This is a genomic window from Cupriavidus sp. GW823-FHT06D04, from assembly GCF_058795055.1.
The window spans coordinates 92,345-112,275 of record NZ_JBXAHL010000026.1; the positions used below are offsets into that span (position 1 = coordinate 92,345).

The following is a 19,931-nucleotide window of genomic DNA, read 5'->3' on the forward strand; positions in this document are numbered from 1 at the left end:
TGGACCGGGGCTCTTGCTGTTGTGGCGTTCGTGTTTTTTCCTTCGTTTTTGGTGTCCGTTTTGTGTGCTGCTTCCATGTTAGTGGGGCGCCCCGGTAAAGCCGGATGGCTGACTGTCAGGCGAGGGTGTCGAGCACCGCGGTGCTGGCCTGGATGGCGCTGCGGCGGTGGTAGAAATTCAGCGCACGCAGGCCGCCCAGTTCCTCGCCGCCGCCGGCGCGGCCGGGGCCGCCGTGCAGCGATTGCGGCATCACGTTGCCGTGGCCGGTGTGGAGTTGCCCGACGTCGGGCGAGATCACGTGCACGCGGCCGTGGCTGTCGGCCAGCTCCACCGCGGCGGCGCCCAGCGCGGCAGCGTCATTGCCATAGAGCGATGTCACCAGCGAGCCCTGGCCGCGGCGCACCAGCGTGAGCGCGTGGGCGGTATCGCGGTAGGGCAGCAGGGTGGCTACGGGGCCGAAGACTTCGGTGTCATGCACCGCGGCGGCGGCGTCCGCATCGTTGACGCCGAGCAAGATCGGGCCGATGCAGCAGGCTACGGCGGGATCGGCATCGACCAGTGGCTGCTGCGTGCCGTCGTGCAGCACCTGTGCATGCTTGCGCAGGTTTGCAAGGCCTTCCTGTACGGCGTTGAACTGTGCGCGGCTGACCAGCGCGCCCATGCGTACGGCGTCGTTGCGCGGGTTGCCCACGGTGACTTTCGACAGGCGCGCACCGATGGCCTCGGCAGCTTGCGCGAACAGCGCCCCGGGCACGAACACGCGCCGGATCGCGGTGCATTTCTGGCCTGACTTGACCGTCATCTCCCGCACCAATTCCTTGACCAGCAGGTCGAAGGCTTCGGTGTCCGGGCCGTCGCCTGGCAACAGCACCGCGGAATTGATGCTGTCCGCCTCGATATTCACGCGCACCGAGCGCTGCGCGATCGCCGGGTGCGAACGGATCACCGCGGCCGTATCGGCCGAACCGGTGAACGACACCACGTCGAACGGCTGCAACTGGTCGAGCAGTCCGGCCGAGCTGCCGCACACCACCGACAATGCGCCGGCCGGCAGCACTCCGGCCTCGACCACGTCGCGCACCATGCGCTGGGTCAGCCAGGCGGTGGCGGTAGCGGGTTTGACGATCACCGGCACGCCGGCCAGCAATGCCGGCGCCGCCTTCTCCCACAGTCCCCAGCCCGGGAAGTTGAAGGCATTGATAAAGAGCGCCACACCGCGCGTGGGCACCAGCACGTGCCGGGACTGGAACAACGGGTCCTTGCCCAGCCGCGCGGCCTCGCCATCCAGCAGGTAGTGCCGGTCGCCGAGCGTATCGCCCAGCTTTGCGTAAGTGCCCAGCGTGAAGATGCCGCCATCGATGTCGACCGCGGAGTCGTTCCTGACGGTGCCGCTGTTGGCCGTGGCGATGTCGTAATAGGCATCGCGATTGGCCTGCAGCACCTTGACGATGTCGGCCAGCAACGCGGCGCGCTGGCGATAGGTCAGCGCGCGCAGGGCAGCGCCGCCTTGTTCGCGGGCAAAGGCGAAGCCGGCCGCGAGGTCCAGCCCGGTGGCGTCCACGCGCACCAGTTCGTCGCCCAGCACCGGATCGAACAAGGGCGTGCCGGCACCGCTGCCGGCCTGCCACTTGCCGCCGAGGTAGTTGGATAGCAATTCGGTCATGGGGGATCTCAGCGCGTGAAGTCGATGCGGCCTTCCGGCAGCAGGTAGAGCACCAGCGCGCGGCCGTTGCTGACGGTGGGGCGGTGGGCGCTGCCCGGCGGGCACACCAGCCAGCCGGCGGGGCGGCCGTCGAACTGTGCCTCGCCCTCGAGCGGCATGATCAGGTCGATCTCGCCGTTGGGATGGGTGTGATGCGGGCCGGCAATGTCCTGCATGTCGACCACGTCGACGGAAAAGCCGTGCAGGTCGTCGGCAGGCTTGAAGATGCGGCCATAGCGGATGCCGCCGCCTTCGCGGTCGCACAGCCAGCCTTCGGCCACGCCGGCCTGGCATGCGTCCTTCAGTTGCTGGTAGGTGGGGCTGCCGGCGCCGTGTTCGGCATTGAGCCAGGCATCGAGTGCGGTATCCAGCGGGCGGCCTGCCAGTTGCGCGGTGAGCTGCGCGATCTGGCTGCGGAATTCTGTGGGGGACATGGTGAGGGGCTCCGTCTGATTCGCCAGTTGCTATCACTGGCTTCATGCATTATTGTGCATGTATGAAAAATAGAGCCGCACAGAAATCATGTCAAGCACTATATTGCATAAAGCTGGGTTAACCCCGGAAGCCGACCTGCACCATGATTCAGATGCAAGCGCTGCCAACGGCACCGAGAAGAACCCGTTCCTGGTCACGCTCGGCGAGCGTGTGCGCGAGCTGCGCTCCTGCCGCGGCCTGACCCGAAAGGCCGCCGCACAGGCCGCCGGCGTGTCGGAGCGGCACCTGGCCAACCTGGAATACGGCAGCGGCAACGCTTCCATCCTGGTGCTGCAGCACATTGCCGATGCGCTGCAGTGCTCGCTGGCCGGGTTGCTGGGCGACGTCACCACGTCGTCGCCTGAATGGATCCTGTTGCGCGAGCTGCTGGAGCACCGCGACGAAGCCACGCTGCGGCGCGTGCGCGTTGCCGTGGGCGAGATGCTCGGCACGGGTGGCGACAATGCCGGCCAGGCCGCGCGCAGCCCGCGCGTGGCGCTGATCGGGCTGCGCGGCGCCGGCAAGACCACGCTGGGCGGGATGCTGGCCGAAGACCTGGATTTCCCCTTTGTCGAGCTGAGCCGCGAGATCGAGAAGTTTGCCGGCTGCAGCATCTCGGAGATCCAGGGCCTGTATGGCATGAATGCCTACCGCCGCTACGAGCGGCGCGCGCTGGAAGAAGCCATCCAGATCTATCCCGAGGCCGTGATCGCCACGCCCGGCGGCCTGGTCTCTGATCCGGCCACCTTCAACCTGCTGCTGGCCCACTGCACCACGGTCTGGCTGCAGGCGGAGCCGGAAGACCATATGGAGCGGGTGCGCGAGCAGGGCGACTTCCGGCCGATGGCGGCCAGCAAGGAGGCCATGGAGGACTTGCGCCATATCCTGGCCGGGCGCGCGGCCTTCTATTCCAAGGCGGAGTTCTCGCTGGACACCAGCGCGCAGCCGCTGGAACCCACATTTGCCGCGCTGCGCGAACTGGTACGCCAGGCCCTGCGCATGCCGTTGTGACGGCTGAGGCGCAATAACGCGGCATCGGGCCATGACCGGCACCTCTTGAGAAATCTGCACAATATTGCTTGCAGAAATTCTGCTTGATGAACTATAGTTCGTCTCACCAGATTCCTGTTCGTGCAAAATAGTGCAGTTTCGCAGAGGAGACACCGCCGTGACCACCGCCCCCCGCGTCGACTACCAGACCGCCCCCACCCAATACAAGCACCTGAAGCTGACGTTCGACGGCCCCGTCGCCACGCTCGCGGTGGACATCGACGAGAACGCCGGCCTGCGCCCCGGCTACAAGCTCAAGCTCAACAGCTACGACCTCGGCGTCGATATCGAACTGAACGACGCGCTCAACCGCGTCCGCTTCGAGCACCCGGAAGTGCGCACCGTGGTCGTCACCAGCGGCAAGGACAAGGTGTTCTGCTCCGGCGCCAACATCTTCATGCTGGGCGTCAGCAGCCATGCGTGGAAGGTCAATTTCTGCAAGTTCACCAACGAGACCCGCAACGGCATCGAGGATTCCTCGCAGCACAGCGGCCTGAAGTTCCTGGCCGCGGTCAACGGCGCCTGCGCCGGCGGCGGCTATGAACTGGCGCTGGCCTGTGACGAGATCCTGCTGGTGGACGACCGCTCGTCGGCCGTGAGCCTGCCGGAAGTGCCGCTGCTGGGCGTGCTGCCCGGCACTGGCGGCCTGACCCGCGTGACCGACAAGCGCCACGTGCGCCATGACCTGGCCGACATCTTCTGCACCACCACCGAAGGCGTGCGCGGCCAGCGTGCCAAGGACTGGCGCCTGGTCGACGACATTGCCAAGCCCGCCGTGTTCGCGCAGAAAGTGCAGGAGCGCGCGCTGGCGCTGGCAGCGCAGAGCGACCGCCCGGCCGACGGCAAGGGCGTGCCACTTGCCCCGATCGAGCGCACCATCGAAGCCGATGCGCTGCGCTACACGCATGTGACGATCGGGATCGACCGCGCCGGCCGCACCGCCACCTTTACGGTCAAGGCGCCGACGGGCACGCAGCCGCAGAACATCGATGACATCGTTGAAGCCGGCGCCGCCTGGTACCCGCTGCAACTGGCGCGCGAACTGGAAGACGCGATCCTGTCGATGCGCACCAATGAACTGGACATCGGCACCTGGCTGATCAAGACCAGCGGCGACGCCGCCGCGGTGCTGGCCACCGACGCCACGCTGCTGGCGCACAAGGACCACTGGCTGGTGCGCGAGACCATCGGCCTGCTGCGCCGCACGCTGAGCCGCCTGGATGTGTCGTCGCGCAGCCTGTTCGCGCTGATCGAGCCGCAATCGTGCTTTGCCGGCACCTTCCTGGAACTGGCGCTGGCCTGCGACCGCAGCTACCACCTGGCCTTGCCGGACGACGAGGAGCGCGCACCGAAGATCACCGTGGCGGAAGTCAACTTCGGCCTCTACCCGATGGCCACCGGCCAGAGCCGCCTGGGCCGCCGCTTCTACGACGAGCAGCCCGCGCTGGACGCGGTGCGCGCCAAGGCCGGCCAGCCGCTCGATGCCGATGCCGCCTATGCGCTCGGCCTGGTCACCGCCAACCCCGACGACATCGACTGGACCGATGAAGTGCGCATCGCGCTGGAAGAACGCGTGGCGATGTCGCCCGATGCGCTGACCGGCATGGAAGCCAATCTGCGCTTCAACGGCCAGGAAAACATGTTCACCCGCATCTTTGGCCGCCTGACCGCGTGGCAGAACTGGATCTTCCAGCGCCCCAACGCAGTGGGCGAAAAGGGTGCGCTCAAGGTCTACGGCAAGGGCGACAAGGCCGCCTTCGACTGGAACCGCGTCTGATCCAGCCTTACACGACAACCGAATCGTTCTTTGAAGGAGACCTCCATGTCCGGCATCAACTACAGCGACAAGATCCCCAACAACGTCAACCTGAGCGAAGACCGCACCCTGCAGCGCGCGCTTGAGCAGTGGCAACCGAACTACCTGAGTTGGTGGAACGACATGGGCCCGGAAGGCTCGCACCAGCATGACATTTACCTGCGCACCGCGATCAGCGTCGATCCGCAGGGCTGGGCCCACTTCGGCCACGTCAAGATGCCGGACTACCGCTGGGGCATCTTCCTGAACCCGGCCGAGGCCAACCGCAAGATCCATTTCGGCGACCACAAGGGTGAGGATGCGTGGCAGGACGTGCCGGGCGAATACCGCGCCAACCTGCGCCGCATCATCGTGACGCAGGGCGATACCGAGCCGGCGTCGGTCGAGCAGCAGCGCCACCTGGGCCTGACCGCGCCCAGCATGTACGACCTGCGCAACCTGTTCCAGGTGAACGTGGAGGAGGGCCGCCACCTGTGGGCCATGGTCTACCTGCTGCACAAGTACTTCGGCCGCGACGGGCGCGAGGAAGGTGAAGCGCTGCTGGAGCGCCGCAGCGGCCAGCAGGACAACCCCCGCATCCTGCAGGCGTTCAACGAGCAGACCCCGGACTGGCTGTCGTTCTTCATGTTTACCTACTTCACCGACCGCGACGGCAAGTTCCAGCTGTGCGCGCTCGCCGAAAGCGCCTTCGATCCGCTGGCACGCACCACGAAGTTCATGCTGACCGAGGAAGCGCACCACATGTTCGTGGGCGAATCGGGCGTGTCGCGCGTGATCCAGCGCACCTGCCAGGTGATGAGCGAACTCAAGACCGACGATCCCGCGAAGCTGCGCGCGGCCGGCGTGATCGACCTGCCGACGCTGCAGCGCTACCTGAACTTCCACTACAGCGTCACCATCGACCTGTTCGGCGCCGATGAGTCGAGCAACGCCGCCACCTTCTACAGCACCGGCCTCAAGGGCCGCTACGAAGAAGGCAAGCGCATGGACGACCACGTGCTCAAGGGCCAGACCTACCGCATCCTGCAGGCGCAGAACGGCCAGCTGACCGAGAAGGAAGTGCCGATGCTCAACGCACTCAATGAAGTGCTGCGCGATGACTACATCAAGGACAGCATGGGCGGCGTGGAGCGCTGGAACAAGGTCATCGAGAAGGCCGGCATCCCGTTCCGCCTGAAGGTCCCGCACAAGGCTTTCCACCGCAATATCGGCGCGCTGGCCGGCGTCAAGGTTTCGCCGGACGGCCGCGTGATCTCCGATGCCGAATGGCGCGACTTCCGCGACCAGTGGCTGCCCAGCGAAGGCGACCGCGCCTTTGTCGCCAGCCTGATGGGCCGCGTGGTCGAGCCGGGCAAGTTCGCCAACTGGATCGCGCCGCCGGTGATGGGCATCAACCGCCAGCCGGTGGATTTCGAATACGTGCGCTTCAATTGAGCCACGGTCTTACCCATTGCTCCCTGTTTGCTCCCCTCTCCCGCTTGCGGGAGAGGGGCCGGGGGAGAGGGCTGGCGCGTCCATGAAGCGCCGCTGCAACAACGACCCTCACCCCGAACGCCCCTGATTCTGTGGAGACCGCCATGGACATGGCAGAAATTCAAGTCATCAAGCAGCACCTGATCGATCCCGAGATCTGCATCCGCTGCAACACCTGCGAAGCGACCTGCCCGGTGGGCGCGATCACGCACGACTCGCGCAACTACGTGGTCGATGCCGACAAGTGCAACCTGTGCATGGCCTGCATTTCCCCGTGCCCGACGGGCTCGATCGACAACTGGCGCGCCATGCCGAAGCTGCGCGCCTACAGCATCGAAGAGCAACTCACCTGGGACACGCTGCCGGAAGAACTGACGCCCGAGCAGCTGGCCGACCTGGCACCCGGCGCCGAGATGCAGACCGCCGCGCCGGAGATTCCCGCCACGTCGCCGCTGGCCGGCACCGGTGAAGACGCCGTCAACAGCGCCCGCCACGGCGCCACCGTGCCGCCGTGGTCCGCAGCGCATGCCTACACCAACCTGTACGGCGCCAAGTCCGCCAACCAGACCATCACCGCTACCGTGACCGGCAATGTGCGCGTGACTGAAGTCGGCCGCGAATACGACACGCATCACATCGTGCTGGACTTTGGCGCGACACCATTCCCGGTGCTGGAAGGCCAGTCCATCGGCATCGTGCCGCCGGGCACTGAAGCCAGCGGTCGTCCACACCATGCGCGCCAGTACTCGATCGCCAGTCCGCGCAACGGCGAGCGTCCCGGCTACAACAACCTGTCGCTGACGATCAAGCGCGTGCTGCAGGACCATGACGGCAATTCGGTGCGCGGCGTGGCCTCCAACTACATGTGCGACCTGAGGGTCGGCGACAAGGTGGAAGTGATCGGACCGTTCGGCGCCAGCTTCCTGATGCCCAACCACCCGCGCTCCAACATCGTGATGATCTGCACGGGCACCGGCAGCGCGCCGATGCGCGCCATGACCGAATGGCGCCGGCGCCTGCGCAAGGCCGGCAAGTTCGATGGCGGCAAGCTGATGCTGTTCTTCGGCGCGCGCACGCAGGAGGAGCTGCCTTATTTCGGCCCGCTGCAGAACCTGCCCAAGGATTTCATCGACATCAACCTTGCGTTCTCGCGCACGCCGGGGCAGCCCAAGCGCTATGTGCAGGACCTGATGCGCGAGCGCGCGGCGGACCTGACGGCACTGCTGGCGAGCCCTGACACGTACTTCTATGTGTGCGGGCTCAAGAGCATGGAAGAGGGCGTGGTGCTGGCGCTGCGGGACGTAGCGCAGCAGGCGGGGCTGCAGTGGGAGGCGCTGGCTGAAGGCTTGAAGCGGGAAGGGCGGCTGCATCTGGAAACGTACTAGATGCAGCCGCGGGCGCGAACCCCTCAATCCGTATCCTGCTGCGCCTTGTGCTTCGATGCCATCTTGTCCTGCTGCGCCGGCGGCACGTTGTCGTAGTGGCTGAACTGGATGGTATAGCTGCCGTGGCCGCCGGTGATGCTGTTCAGCCGTGACTGGTAGTCATTGAGCTCGGACAGCGGCACCTGGCCGGCCACGATCACGGCGTTGCCGGCCGCGGTGCGCGTGCCATGGACCTGGCCGCGCTTGGTGGAGAGGTCGCCGATGATGTCGCCCATGGCGGTGCCCGGCGCCGTCACCTCGATATCGACGATCGGCTCCAGCACGCTGGGCCTGGCCTTGAGCACCGCGTCGATAAACGCCTTGCGTCCGGCGGTCGCGAACGCGACTTCCTTGGAATCGACCGGATGGCTCTTGCCGTCGAACACGGTCACGCGCACGTCCTGCATCGGGAAGCCCGCCAGCGGGCCGCTGTCCAGCACCTGGCGGATGCCTTTTTCCACGGCGGGAATGAACTGGCCGGGAATCGCGCCACCCTTGACCGCATCGACGAAGTCGAAGCCCTCGCCGCGCGACAGCGGCTCCACGCGCAGCATCACTTCGCCGAACTGCCCCGCGCCACCGGTCTGCTTCTTGTGCCGGTGGTGGCCCTCGGCCTTGCCGCCGATGGTTTCGCGGTAGGCGATCTTGGGCGGGCGCGTCACCACCTCCACCTTGTATTGCTCGGTCAGCCGCTCCAGCGCACAGCGCAGGTGGAACTCACCCAGGCCGAACACGACGGTCTCGTTGGTGCCGGCCGGATGCTCCACGCGCAGGCACGGGTCTTCGGCGCTCAGCTTGTGCAGTACCTCCGCCAGCCGCTGCTCGTTGCCGCGGCGTGCCGGCTCGATCGCCAGTCCGTAGATCGGCGTGGGGAATTCCAGCGGCGTCAGGTGGATATCGCCGTCCTCGGTGGCATCGTGCAGCACGGCATCGAAGCCGAGTTCATCGATCTTGGCCACCGCGCAGATATCGCCCGGCCCGGCGCGTGGCACTTCCTGTGTCTCCTTGCCTTGCAGCCGCAGCAGGTGCGCCACCTTGAACGGCTGGCGTCCTTCGCCGATATAGAGCTGGCTGTCGCGCGTGATCGTGCCCTGGTGGATGCGGAACACCGCCAGCTTGCCGACATAGGGATCGACGACCATCTTGAAGACGTGCGCCAGCACATGCTTGTCCGGCACGGGCTCCGCGCGCACGGCCTTGCGGTTCTCGCTGCCTTCACCCGTATCGCGATAGAACAGTGGCGGATTGCCCTCGGTGGGATTGGGCAGCAGCCGCACGAACACATCCAGCAGCTCGGTGATGCCGGCGCCGGTCGCCGCCGAGGTAAAGCAGATCGGCACCAGGTGTCCTTCGCGCAGCGCGCGCTCGAACGGCGCGTGCAGCTGCTCCGGCGTGATCGCCTCGCCTTGTTCCAGGTACAGCTCCATCAGCTCGGGATCGATCTCGATGACCTGGTCGATCAGCGCATCGTGCGCGGAGGGCACAGATAAAAAATCCGACTCGCCGGCCGGATTGAAGAAGCAGTCAACCACCTTGCTGCCGTTGTCGGCCGGCAGGTTGATCGGCAGGCATTCCTTGCCGAAGGCCTCCTGGATCTCCGTCAGCAGCGCGGGCAGGTCGACTTTGTCGCCGTCGATGCCGTTGATGATGATCATCCGGCACAGCTGGCGCGCCTGCGCCCAGGCCATGGCCCGGCGCGTGGTCATCTCGATGCCGGTCTGCGCATTGATGACGATGGCGGCGGTTTCCACCGCCGCCAGTGCGCTGATCGCCAGCCCGGAGAAGTCCGGGTAGCCGGGGGTGTCAACCAGGTAGATGCGGGTGTCGCGGTAGTGCAGGTGGGCGACCGCGGACGTCAGCGAGCGTTTGTACTTGCGCTCCAACGGATCGCTGTCGCACACCGTGGAACCGCGTTCGATGCTGCCGGGCGTGTGCACGGCACCGCCCTTGTACAACAGTGCCTCGGCCAGCGAGGTCTTGCCGCACCCCGCGTGCCCGAGCAGGGCGACGGTGCGGATGGCATCGGGACTATCGTGCATGTTGGCTCTCGGTTCGTCCGGCAATGACTCTCAGGGCATTATTGGCGAAATTCGCCGGAAGCGACATACGCGGATGCCCGACACCGTGCAATGCCGGACGCAAGATGGCCCGCAAGTGGCGAGGTCGGCGCTCGGCCGGCCTTTGTTTCGCGGGTCGCACGGCTTGCCTGCACTGCAGCAAACCGTGCGCTGGTGCGCCGCAGCAAAGATCAGCGGCGCACGTCGTCGTGGTCGGTCGACACCGCCAGCGCCTGCCACGCGGCTAGTTCGCTTTCCACCTTGCGGTTCTTCTCGGCGATGCGGTAGACCGTGTCCGAGCCCAGCGGCAGGCGCACTGGCGGGGTTTCGCTGTCCGCTAGCGTCAGCAGGGCTGCCGCCAGCTTGGCCGGGTCGCCGGGCTGCTGGTGGTTCGCCGAAGTCATGTGCTCGCGCATTGCGCCGACCGTTTCCGCGTAGGCCGGGATCTCGGTGCGCACGCGCACGAGCGAGCTGGCATCGAGGAAGTCGGTGCGGAAGAAGCCCGGCTCGACCACGGTGGCGCGGATGCCCAGCGGCGACAGTTCCGCGTCAAGCGCTTCGGTCAGGCCCTCGACCGCGAACTTGGTGGCGCCGTAGACGCCCCAGCCAGGGTACGCCGCGTAGCCACCGATCGACGAGATGTTGAGGATGCGGCCGCTGCGCTGCCGGCGCATCTGCGGCAGCACGGCACGCGTCACGGTGAGCACGCCGAACACGTTGGTGGCGAACTGCTGCTCGACTTCCTGCGCGGAGGCCTCTTCGACCGCGCCGAGCAGGCCGTAGCCAGCGTTGTTGACCAGCACGTCGATGCGGCCGAAGCGGGCCACGGCGGCCCCGGCGGCGGCGATGGCCTGGGCTTCGCTGGTGACGTCCAGCGCCACGCCCAGCAGGTTGGCGTGTTCGCCCAGTGCGGCGGTGATCGTTTCCGGGCGGCGCGCGGTGGCGACGACCCGGTCGCCACGTGCCAGCGCGGCACGGGTCAGTTCCAGGCCGAAGCCGCGCGAAGCGCCGGTAATGAACCAGACCTTGCTGGTGGCGTTGACAGTGGTGTTGGTGGTGTTGGCGGACATGGTGAATCTCCTTTCAGGGTGCTCGGTTTGACTGCGATGTCTGATGGCGGGGGCCACGGAGACAAATTTAGGCTGGCGATGCCCGCAACACTAGGCGGCGTAATCGAGTTTCAATAACAACTACTAGTTGTGAATGAAAAGCCAGCGCGTCGATTGAGCAAACCTCAACCGTGTGGCAGACTCGCCGGCATGGACAAACTGCCCCCACTGAACGCCTTGCGCGCTTTCGAGGCGGCCGCACGGCACCTCAGCATCACCACGGCTGCCGAGGAGCTGCACGTCACGCCCGGCGCCGTCAGCCGCCAGATCCGCGCGCTGGAGGAGGGGCTGGGCGTGCAGCTGCTGCATCGCGGCCACCGGCAGATCTCGCTGACCCGCACCGGCGAGGACTACTACCGCGCCGTGACCAAGGCGATGGACGACCTGCGCGAGGCCACGCGGCGATTGAGCAAGCGCGCCAAGCGCAAGCAGCTGAAGGTGCGCGCCTACACCACCTTTGCCATGCGCTGGCTGATCCCGCGGCTGTCGAGCTTCCATGCCGCCAATCCCGGCATCGAGGTGCTGCTGACGGCGTCGCTCGATCCGGTCGACTTCCGCAAGGAAGACATCGACGGCGCGATCCGGCTGGGCGACGGCAAGTGGAGCGGCGTGAATACCTACCGGCTGGTGTCGAACATCCTGGTGCCGGTATGCAGCCCAGGGCTGCTGGAGGGCGGGCCGAAGGTGAAGAAGCCCGCTGACCTGCAGCACCAGACCCTGCTGCACTCGATCGCGCGGCCCGACGACTGGGCCCACTGGCTCAAGGCCGCGCGCGCGGAGGGGCAGGTCGATGCGCACAGCGGCATGACCTACCAGAGCTCGGCCATGGCCTATGCGGCCGCGGTCGAAGGGCAGGGCTTTGCCATCGCGCAGCGCTTCCTGGTGGCGGCGGATCTCGACGCCGGCCGGCTGGTGGCGCCATTCCGCCAGACCGTGGACATGGGCGATTTCACCTACTACCTGCTGACGCCCGCCGATCGCAAGGAAAGCGCGAGCATGGCGGTGTTCCGGCAGTGGTTGCTGGCGCAGTTTGACGCTCAGGGTTGAGCGCGCTCACGATGCCGCCGCGACCACGTGTCGCTTCTCCTCGATATCGCCGCAGTGGATAGCGCCCCGTGACGACAGCGCGGCGATTTCGTCGCGGCTGTAGCCAAGCTCGCCCAGCACCGCCTGCGTATGCTGCCCGCAAGCCGGTGCCGGCCGCGATGGCAATGCGTTCTCCTGAGCGCTGTTGATTGGGAATCCCGGCATCCGGATCTCGCCCAGGGTGTCGTGCCGGACGCGCTGCACCATGCGGTTGGCAGCCACCTGCGGATGCGCCATGACGTCCTCGTAGGTCGCCACGGGGGCGCACAGAATGTCGGCGTCCTGGAGCAACGCCAGCCATGTGTTGGTCGTGCTGGTGATGAAGACACTGGTCAGCGCCTCCACCATTGCCGCGCGATTGGCGACGCGCAGCGGCGAGGTGGCAAAACGCGGATCGTCGGCCAGTTCGGGCCGGCCCACTACATCGCACAGCCGGCGCCAGCGCTCGGGCATATAGGCGGCCACCATGACCCAGCCATCGGCGGTGCGGAAGGCCTGGTTGGGCGCGGAGTAGGGTGCCGCGCTGCCCACGCGTTCCGGCAGTTTCCCGTCGGCGCAATAGCTGGTGATGGACGACTGCTGCAGCGCCAGCGCCGCATTGAGCAGGTTGACGTCGAGATGGCCGCCCAGGCCGTCGCGCGCCCGCTGCGCGAGCTTCGCCAGCACGCCCACGCAGGCCACGTAACCGGTCGTCACGTCGACCACCGGCGCCTGCACCTTGCACGGCTCGCCGTCGGGCAGGCCGATCAGGCTCATCAGGCCGGAATCGGCCTGCATGATGCCGTCGACGCCGGCGCGATGCGCATGCGGCCCTTCCTGCCCGTAGGCGGAGATCGAGCAGTAGATCAGCGCGGGGTGCGCGTTGGCCAGTTGCGCATGGCCGAGGCCGAGGCGCTCCATCACGCCCGGGCGCATGCTTTCCACCACGATGTCGGCGCCCGCGATCAGGCGGCGTGCCACGGCCACGCCGTCAGCGGACTTGAGGTCGAGCGCCACGCCCAGCTTGTTGCGGTTGAAGCCGTGGAACAGCGCGCTGTCGTCGCCGAGCCAGCCCGGTCCCAGACCGCGGCCCAGTTCGCCGCCGGGCGGCTCCACCTTGATGACCCTGGCGCCCATGTCGGCCAGCAGCATGGTGCAGGTCGGCCCGGCGCCGATCTGCGTGAAGTCGATGACGGTCAGGCCGTCCAGTGCGTCGCGCAACATGTCATGCCTCCGGAAGGGTGCGGGATCGTTTGAATGTGCCTTGCGCGGTGGCCACCAGCACGCCGGCATCGGTGGTCAGCTCCGCCGAGGCGAAGTACAGGCTCATGCCGGCACGGGTGACCTGCGCCGTGGCGCGCAGCCGGCCCGTGCTGGCCTTGCTGAGGTAGCTGATCGTCAGCATGACAGTGACCGCGTGGCCGAGCGCGCCGTCACGGCGGGCGGGCAGCCCGGCGTACCCGCAGGCTGCGTCGAGCAGCGTGGCAGTCACGCCGCCCTGCACGCTGCCCTGGCGGTTCAGGTGGCGCGGCTCGAGATCGAGCTCGAAGGTGCAGCGGCCGTCGCCGACGCTGGCCAGGCGGATGCCGAGGTAGTCCAGCAGCGGGTTGTCCGTGGCGGGCAGGACATGGCTTTCGGTATGCGTGTTCATAGCGCCACCTTGATGCCGTTGTCCCGGATCAGGCGCTGCCAGCGCGCCATCTCCTTGCCGATATACGCCTTCAGCTCGGCCGGCGATGATGCCTGCGGCTCGAAGCCCTGCTTGCCCATCTGCTCCGCCACATCAGGCGATTTCAGCGCCGCCACCAGCGCGGCGTTGATCTTGTCGACCACCGGCTTGGGCGTCCGCGCCGGCGCCAGCAGGCTGTACCACAGCTCGGCGTCGTAGCCGGCCATGCCGGCTTCCGCAAAGGTCGGCAAGTCCGGCATCAGCGCGGTGCGCGTCTTGCCGGCGATGCCGAGCGCGCGCAGCTTGCCGGCGCGCACGTACTGGATCGCCGAGGCAAAGGTGGCGAAGGAGATCTGCACCTGGCCGCCCATCAGGTCGGTGATCGACGGCCCGGTGCCGCGATAGGGCACGTGCAGCAGTTCGGTCTTGTTGAGCTTGGCAAAGACTTCACCGGCGAGGTGTTGCGGCGTGCCGTTGCCCGGGCTGCTATAGCTGAGCTTGCCGGGGTTGGCGCGGGTGTACTGGATAAAGTCCTGCAGCGTGCGGAACGGCTGGTTGGGGTTGGCGACCAGCATGATTGGCACCGACGCGATCCGCCCCACCGGCTCGAAGTCGCGTTCGATGCTGAACGGAATCTTGGTGCCGAGGAAGGGGTTCATCGTCACCTGGCTCGACGCGATCACCAGCGTATAGCCGTCCGGCGCCGCATGGGCGACGTAGTCGGCGCCAAGGTTGCCGCCCGCGCCGGGCTTGTTCTCGATGACGATGGTCTGGCCCAGCAACTGGCCCATCTTGGGCGCAATCAGCCGCGCCAGGATGTCGTTGCCGCCGCCGGGGGCGAACGGCACTACCAGGGAGATCGGCTTCTGCGTGGGGAAGGGCGCCTGTGCCGCCGCGCCCAGGGCGGTGGCTGCCAGCATGCCGGCCAGCGCCAGGCGTGCGAATCGGGTAATGCGAGTCATGCTTTGTCTCCTGTGTGTGTGTGTTTTCAAACGCTCAGCGGCCCGTGTAGCGGGGCTGGCGCTTCTCGGCAAATGCCTGCCGGCCTTCGGTCCGGTCGGCGGTATCGCGCAGCACGCCCCAGTAGAGTTCAGTCAGCTGCTGCGCATCGGCTTCGCTGAGGTGGCTGGTCTGGCGCGACAGCCGCTTGACTGCCTGAACCGCCAGCGGTGCATTGGCGGCGATGCAGGTGGCGATGGTCAGCGCACGGTCGAGCAGCGCGGCTGGCGCCACCGACTCGGTGACCAGGCCAATGCGCGCGGCCTGCACCGCATCGATCCGCTCGCCGGTCAGCACCATCTGCATCGCATGCGCCGCCGGCACGGCCTTGAGCAGGCGATGCAGGCCGGAAACGGCGGGGATCGATCCGACCGCGGCTTCGGGCAGGCCGAAGCTCGCCCGCTCCGACGCAATCCGCACATCGCATTGCAGCGCGATCTCCAGCCCGGCCCCGAGGCAATGCCCGTTGACGGCAGCGATCAGCGGCTTGCACAGGCTCAGGTCGGTCAGGTCCATCAGCCGGATATAGAGGCCGAGGTCGGCCGCCTGCTCCGGCGCGCGGAACAGCGCTTCCGGGTAGGTGGCGGGCGAACTGCGCGTGCCCTTCAGGTCGGCGCCTGCGCAGAAGGCGCGCGTGCCGGCGCCGGTCAGGACGGCCACGCGCAGGTCGTCGCGGTCGCGCACTTCGGTGAGATGCGCGCGCAGTTCGCGCAGCGCGGTCACGTCCAGCGCATTGAGCGCCTCGGGCCGGTCGATCGTCAGCACGGCGACCGCGCCTTCGGTGTGGAGTCGTACGGTCATGGCGGCCTCCTTATACGCTCGGCGACGACAGGCTGCGCCCGCCGCAGACATAGAGCGTCTGCCCGGTCACGTACGACGACTGCGGATCGAGGAAGAAGCTGACCGCGTTGGCGATGTCGTCGGCGGTGCCGATGCGCTGCACCGGGACCGACTTTTGCAGCCGTGCCTGCACCTCGGGCGTAAAGCCGCGGAACAGCGGGGTATCGACGATGCCCGGCGCCACCGCATTGACGGTGATGCCCTTGGCCGCGAACTCGATCGCCAGCGAGCGCGTCAGGCTGACCACACCACCCTTGGCTGCGGAGTAGTTGGCTTGCCCGAAACCGCCGAGCCAGGCCCGGGACGAGATATTGACCACGCGCCCGTAGCCGCGCTCGACCATGCCCGGCAGCGCCGCGCGGCAGCACAGGAACTGCGAGCGCAGGTTGGTATCGATGACCAGGTCCCAGTCCTCGTCGGTCATCTTCAGGAAACGCATGTCGCGGACCGCGCCGGCGTTGTTGACCAGGTAGTCGACGCGGCCGCTCCGCGCCTGCACTTGCGCGAAGGCGTCGTTGACCGCTGCCGAGTCGGTCAGGTCGACGCTGGCGCCAATGGCGTTGAAGCCCTCGGCGACCAGCGCGCCGACGGCGGCATCGAGCGCGGCCGCGTCGCGGTCGAGCAGGGCCACGGCCAGCCCCTGGCGGGCCAGTTGCGTGGCGATGCCCAGGCCGATGCCGCGCGCGGCGCCAGTGACCACGGCTACATGGGAAGGATCGAAGCGTTGCGTGCCCATCTCAGACTCCCAGCAAATGGACGGAAGAGGCGGCGTGGTCCACGCCCGCGATGCCGCCGCCGGTGCATTGCGTCAGGCCGATGCGCGCATCCGCCACCTGGCGTTCGCCGGCGCGGCCTTGCAGCTGCCACAGGATCTCGACCATCTGCGCCACGCCGGTGGCGCCCAGCGGATGGCCCTTGGCCAGCAGGCCGCCGCTCGGGTTGACCGGCACGCGCCCGCCCAGGCGCGTCGCGCCGGATTTGAGCAGGGGCACGGCGTCGCCGCGCGGTGCCAGGCCGAGGGCTTCGTAGTAGAGCAGTTCGGCGATGGTGAAGGCGTCGTGCAGCTCGACCACGTCGACGTCCTGCGGGCCGAGACCGGCCTGTTCATAGGCCTGGCGCGCAGCGCGCGCGGTGATCTCGGCATCGAGAATGTCGTCGTCGGCCTCCTCTCGCATGCCCGACACCACTACCGACGAGAGCACCTTCACCGGCCGCGCCTGCGCCGGGCGGCGCGTGCTCAGCACCACCGCCGCCGCGCCATCGACCTGCGACGGGCAGCACTGCAGCAGCGTCAGCGGGTCGGCAATCATGCGCGAGGCCAGCACTTCCTCGACCGTGGTGGTCTTGCGCTGCTGGGCATACGGGTTCAGCGAGCCGTGGTAGCGGTTCTTCACGGCCACTTCGGCGAGGTCGGCAGGATTGGCGTCGCGCTCGTGCAGAAAACGCGTGCCGCGCATCGCATACACCGCGGGCAGCACCATGCCCGACTTCGCATAGAGCTCGGTCTTTTGGTCATTGCGCTGCAGCGGGATGGTGCCGCCGCCGAGCGCGGTCAGCTGCTCGATGCCGAAGACCAGCACCGTGTCGTATTGCCCGGCCAGCAGCGCGTGCCGTGCCAGGTGCACGCCGGTGGCGCCGCTGGCGCAGGCGTTCTCGACGTTGTAGACCGGGATGCCCTTGAGCCCCAGGTCGCGCACGATCAGCTGGCCGAGAATCATGCCGCCCAGCACGTTGGCGCAGTAGACCGCCTGGATGCGCCCGGCCGGCACCTCGGCATCGGCCAGCGCCTTGAGGATCGCCTGTTGCGCCAGTTCCGGCGCCAGCACGCCGGGGTGGCGGCCGAACGGCGTCATCGCGCCGCCGTGGATATAGATGTCTTGCATCTTGCTTACCTTTCCTTTTCTCGATCGTTCAGGCTGTGACGGCCTCGAAGACATAGCCCAGCCCGGCGTCATGCCGCTGCGCGTAGCGTTCGCCGATGACCGGACGCGCCGTGCCCTGCAGGCGGCCGAAGATGCGCACCGGGCCGACGAAGTCGACATAACCCAGCGCATACGGCGGCTGCCCGCTTTTGGGCGCGGGGTGGATCACGGTGAAGCTGTAGAGCACGCCCGTGCCGGTGATGGCGACGGTTTCGTGGCCGTCCGCCAGCGGCGAGTCGGCGGGCAGCGCCGGGAAGATCCACTCGCCGGTGGCACGATCACGCGAGGCAAGCAGGTGGGGAACGGGTTCCGCGCTCCAGAGCGGATAGGGCTGGTCTGACATGGCTGTCTCCTGTGGGTTGGCCTTGGCGTAATAGTTGTCGTCGTCGGCCTGCGCGACAAACGATATTTCCGGCGTTTTCGGTTGAGAAAAAGTCAAGCGAAGGGCCAGAATGAGATGTCTGGAAAGGCGCTTTGTCTGGGGCCGGAGTCAGCCGTTCAGGTCTTGCGCTGCCGCGTTGCCTCGACTTCGGAGCGGGCGATCACACCCACGCCGATGCGCCATTCAACGCCGTGCCGCGCGGGCGCGGATCGCCTTCGACCGCACGGGCACCATCGGTGTACGGATCGAACTTTCGCCGCGGAGTGGCCGAGACCTCGCCGCGGTCGAGGCCGGCAACGAGCGCGGCGGCGCCACGGTTATGCGCGCCTTCGGAGAAGGTGTCGAAACTGCCCTGCCGCTGGCCGTCGGTGAACACGTCATGCGTGCGCGCTGCCACGCTGGCGGGCGCGCTGTTGCCGGCTGGCGCGGCATTGGCGTTCTGGGGGGAGACGGCGACCACCAGCGAGATGGCGGCGGGAACAAGGGTGCGTGCGAGTTGGGCAATCATGATGTCGCTCCTGGAGACTGGTCATCGAAGAATGAGGCGGACGGTGGGTGCTGCGCATATCCCGGTGTGGTTCCGGGGATGGCGCCGTGCAGCCGCCGTTGAGACCAATCTAGGCGTGGAGCGGACGTCGCACTAGGGAGTGGAATGGCGCTTCACTAGCAACTTACGGTTGCTAGTGCGGGGTAGCAGGCTCAGGGCACGATCCCGACCAGGCGCGACAGCGACTGCTCCGCGCCCCGGCCCGCCTCCACCACAAAGTCGATGAAGCGCCGGACCCGCACCGGCATCTGGCTGCGATGCGGGTAGTACATGTACATGCCGATATTGCTGCTGCTGTACCCCGGCAGGATCGCCTTCAGCCGCCCGCTGACAAGGTCGGCGTGGATCATGTAGGCGGGCAGCTGGCCGATGCCCATGCCGGCGCGCACCGCTTCGACCTCGGTTTCCACGTCATTGAAGCTCGCCACGGCAGGCACCTCCTGGTAGATCAGGTCGCCGTCCACCTGCAGCTCCCACGGCACCATGCGCCCGGTGGCGGGGCGGCGGAAGCCCGTGCACTGGTGCTGCAGCAGGTCGTCGAGGGTGGCCGGCTCGCCGTGCCGCGCCAGGTAATCCAGCGCCGCGCAGATGACCAGCGGCAGGTCGCACAGCCGCCGCGCCACCAGGTTCTGGCCGGGGCTGGTGCCGACGCGGAAGCCGACATCGATCTTGGCTTCGACCAGGTCGGTGAAGAGGTCGCTCAGCACCACATCGAAGGCGATGCCGGGGTATTGTTCGCGAAAGCCGCGCACCAGCGGGATCAGCACGCGGCTGCCGAGCGACGGCGGAGCGGTCAGGCGGATCAGGCCGTCGTCGTCGCTTTTGCTGCTGCGGACCTGCTCGAGCGCTTCGTCGAGCTGGCGCATGCCCGGCGCGGCCAGCTCGAACAGGCGTGCGCCTTCTTCCGTCAGGCTGAGCTTGCGCGTGGTCCGGTGCAGCAGCCGCACGCCGAGATGGTCCTCCAGCGTGCGCACGGCCTTGCTGGCGGCCTGCGGGGTGACGCCAGCCTCCACCGCGGCGCGATGGAAGCTGCCGGCGCGCACCACGCCGAGGAAGAGGGTGAGGACACGGGCCTTGTCCATGACTGGCAACCAGAGGTTGGGAATGCGGCCATCATAACGCCAGTCCGGGATCACGAAAACAGCAAGGGCAGGCCCGTGCGCGGACTATTGCTCGACCAGATGCTCGATGCGGATCGGCAGCTCCCACACGCGCTTTCCGGTTGCGTGGAACACAGCGTTGGCCACGGCCGGCGCCACGCCCACCAACGCGATTTCACCTAATCCCTTGACGCCCAGTTCGTTCATCAGATTTGCTCCGAGAAACCTCGCCATTCAAGGCGGGGAGTGAAAGGGGCGCCGCCGAGAGGCGGCATTCCCACGTTAGAATGAGCGGCATGATT

At 67.3% G+C, this 19,931-nt stretch carries 18 protein-coding genes and 1 pseudogene; 5 read left to right on the top strand and 14 right to left on the bottom strand.

Annotation, left to right across the window (positions count from 1 at the left end):
- Positions 1 to 115: 115 nt before the first annotated feature.
- Both AC1Q7H_RS26715 and AC1Q7H_RS26720 read right to left on the bottom strand, forming a co-directional pair.
- Entirely contained in the window at positions 116 to 1,663 is a 1,548-nt protein-coding gene (locus AC1Q7H_RS26715) for a 3,4-dehydroadipyl-CoA semialdehyde dehydrogenase (RefSeq protein WP_041228688.1), read from the bottom strand.
- A gap of 8 nt (positions 1,664 to 1,671) precedes the next feature.
- The gene (locus AC1Q7H_RS26720) at positions 1,672 to 2,136 is read right to left on the bottom strand and encodes a DUF4863 family protein (protein WP_153955761.1); all 465 of its coding nucleotides are present in this window, start codon (positions 2,134 to 2,136) and stop codon (positions 1,672 to 1,674) included.
- Between the two features lie 88 nt (positions 2,137 to 2,224).
- Here AC1Q7H_RS26720 and AC1Q7H_RS26725 point away from each other — a divergent pair, with 88 nt between their 5' ends.
- From AC1Q7H_RS26725 to boxA, 4 genes are all read left to right on the top strand, one after another.
- The gene (locus tag AC1Q7H_RS26725; RefSeq protein ID WP_013953517.1) at positions 2,225 to 3,187 is read left to right on the top strand and encodes a helix-turn-helix transcriptional regulator; all 963 of its coding nucleotides are present in this window, start codon (positions 2,225 to 2,227) and stop codon (positions 3,185 to 3,187) included.
- Positions 3,188 to 3,344: 157 nt separating this feature from the next.
- Positions 3,345 to 5,003, top strand: a complete 1,659-nt coding sequence (boxC, locus tag AC1Q7H_RS26730) for a 2,3-epoxybenzoyl-CoA dihydrolase (RefSeq protein WP_013953516.1) — start codon at positions 3,345 to 3,347, stop codon at positions 5,001 to 5,003.
- Between the two features lie 45 nt (positions 5,004 to 5,048).
- On the top strand, positions 5,049 to 6,476 hold the full coding sequence (gene boxB, locus AC1Q7H_RS26735; protein WP_013953515.1) for a benzoyl-CoA 2,3-epoxidase subunit BoxB: 1,428 nt from the start codon (positions 5,049 to 5,051) through the stop codon (positions 6,474 to 6,476).
- Positions 6,477 to 6,619: 143 nt separating this feature from the next.
- Positions 6,620 to 7,900, top strand: a complete 1,281-nt coding sequence (boxA, locus tag AC1Q7H_RS26740; RefSeq protein ID WP_013953514.1) for a benzoyl-CoA 2,3-epoxidase subunit BoxA — start codon at positions 6,620 to 6,622, stop codon at positions 7,898 to 7,900.
- Between the two features lie 23 nt (positions 7,901 to 7,923).
- On the opposite strand, the gene fusA is transcribed toward boxA, so the two are convergent.
- Positions 7,924 to 9,978, bottom strand: coding sequence for an elongation factor G (gene fusA, locus AC1Q7H_RS26745; RefSeq protein WP_013953513.1), 2,055 nt, complete (start codon positions 9,976 to 9,978; stop codon positions 7,924 to 7,926).
- 209 nt (positions 9,979 to 10,187) lie between these two features.
- Positions 10,188 to 11,066, bottom strand: a complete 879-nt coding sequence (locus tag AC1Q7H_RS26750; RefSeq protein ID WP_013953512.1) for an oxidoreductase — start codon at positions 11,064 to 11,066, stop codon at positions 10,188 to 10,190.
- Positions 11,067 to 11,255: 189 nt separating this feature from the next.
- Between AC1Q7H_RS26750 and gcvA the strand changes: the two genes are divergently transcribed.
- Positions 11,256 to 12,152, top strand: a complete 897-nt coding sequence (gcvA, locus tag AC1Q7H_RS26755; RefSeq protein WP_013953511.1) for a transcriptional regulator GcvA — start codon at positions 11,256 to 11,258, stop codon at positions 12,150 to 12,152.
- A 6-nt stretch (positions 12,153 to 12,158) separates the two neighbouring features.
- Here gcvA and AC1Q7H_RS26760 read toward each other — a convergent pair whose 3' ends face one another.
- From AC1Q7H_RS26760 to AC1Q7H_RS26805, 10 genes and pseudogenes are all read right to left on the bottom strand, one after another.
- A complete protein-coding gene (locus AC1Q7H_RS26760) occupies positions 12,159 to 13,394 on the bottom strand; it encodes a CaiB/BaiF CoA transferase family protein (protein WP_492381909.1) in 1,236 nt (411 codons plus the stop codon).
- Between the two features lies 1 nt (position 13,395).
- Entirely contained in the window at positions 13,396 to 13,821 is a 426-nt protein-coding gene (locus AC1Q7H_RS26765) for a PaaI family thioesterase (RefSeq protein ID WP_013953509.1), read from the bottom strand.
- On the bottom strand, positions 13,818 to 14,801 hold the full coding sequence (locus AC1Q7H_RS26770; protein ID WP_013953508.1) for a tripartite tricarboxylate transporter substrate binding protein: 984 nt from the start codon (positions 14,799 to 14,801) through the stop codon (positions 13,818 to 13,820). Before AC1Q7H_RS26770 ends, AC1Q7H_RS26765 begins: the two co-directional genes overlap by 4 nt.
- 34 nt (positions 14,802 to 14,835) lie before the next feature.
- Positions 14,836 to 15,639, bottom strand: a complete 804-nt coding sequence (locus tag AC1Q7H_RS26775) for an enoyl-CoA hydratase/isomerase family protein (RefSeq protein WP_013953507.1) — start codon at positions 15,637 to 15,639, stop codon at positions 14,836 to 14,838.
- A gap of 10 nt (positions 15,640 to 15,649) precedes the next feature.
- Positions 15,650 to 16,414: an SDR family oxidoreductase gene (locus AC1Q7H_RS26780; protein ID WP_013953506.1), complete on the bottom strand. Its 765-nt coding sequence runs from the start codon at positions 16,412 to 16,414 to the stop codon at positions 15,650 to 15,652.
- 1 nt (position 16,415) lies between these two features.
- The gene (locus AC1Q7H_RS26785) at positions 16,416 to 17,561 is read right to left on the bottom strand and encodes a thiolase family protein (protein WP_013953505.1); all 1,146 of its coding nucleotides are present in this window, start codon (positions 17,559 to 17,561) and stop codon (positions 16,416 to 16,418) included.
- Positions 17,562 to 17,589: 28 nt separating this feature from the next.
- A complete protein-coding gene (locus AC1Q7H_RS26790) occupies positions 17,590 to 17,943 on the bottom strand; it encodes a Zn-ribbon domain-containing OB-fold protein (RefSeq protein WP_041228687.1) in 354 nt (117 codons plus the stop codon).
- 199 nt (positions 17,944 to 18,142) lie between these two features.
- Positions 18,143 to 18,490, bottom strand: a complete 348-nt coding sequence (locus AC1Q7H_RS26795; RefSeq protein WP_013953503.1) for a hypothetical protein — start codon at positions 18,488 to 18,490, stop codon at positions 18,143 to 18,145.
- Positions 18,491 to 18,681: 191 nt separating this feature from the next.
- Complete coding sequence (locus AC1Q7H_RS26800) at positions 18,682 to 19,611, bottom strand: LysR family transcriptional regulator (protein ID WP_041228686.1); 930 nt, start codon at positions 19,609 to 19,611, stop codon at positions 18,682 to 18,684.
- Between the two features lie 84 nt (positions 19,612 to 19,695).
- Positions 19,696 to 19,836 (bottom strand): annotated as a pseudogene (locus AC1Q7H_RS26805) (hypothetical protein); the annotation flags it as partial.
- Positions 19,837 to 19,931: the final 95 nt, after the last annotated feature.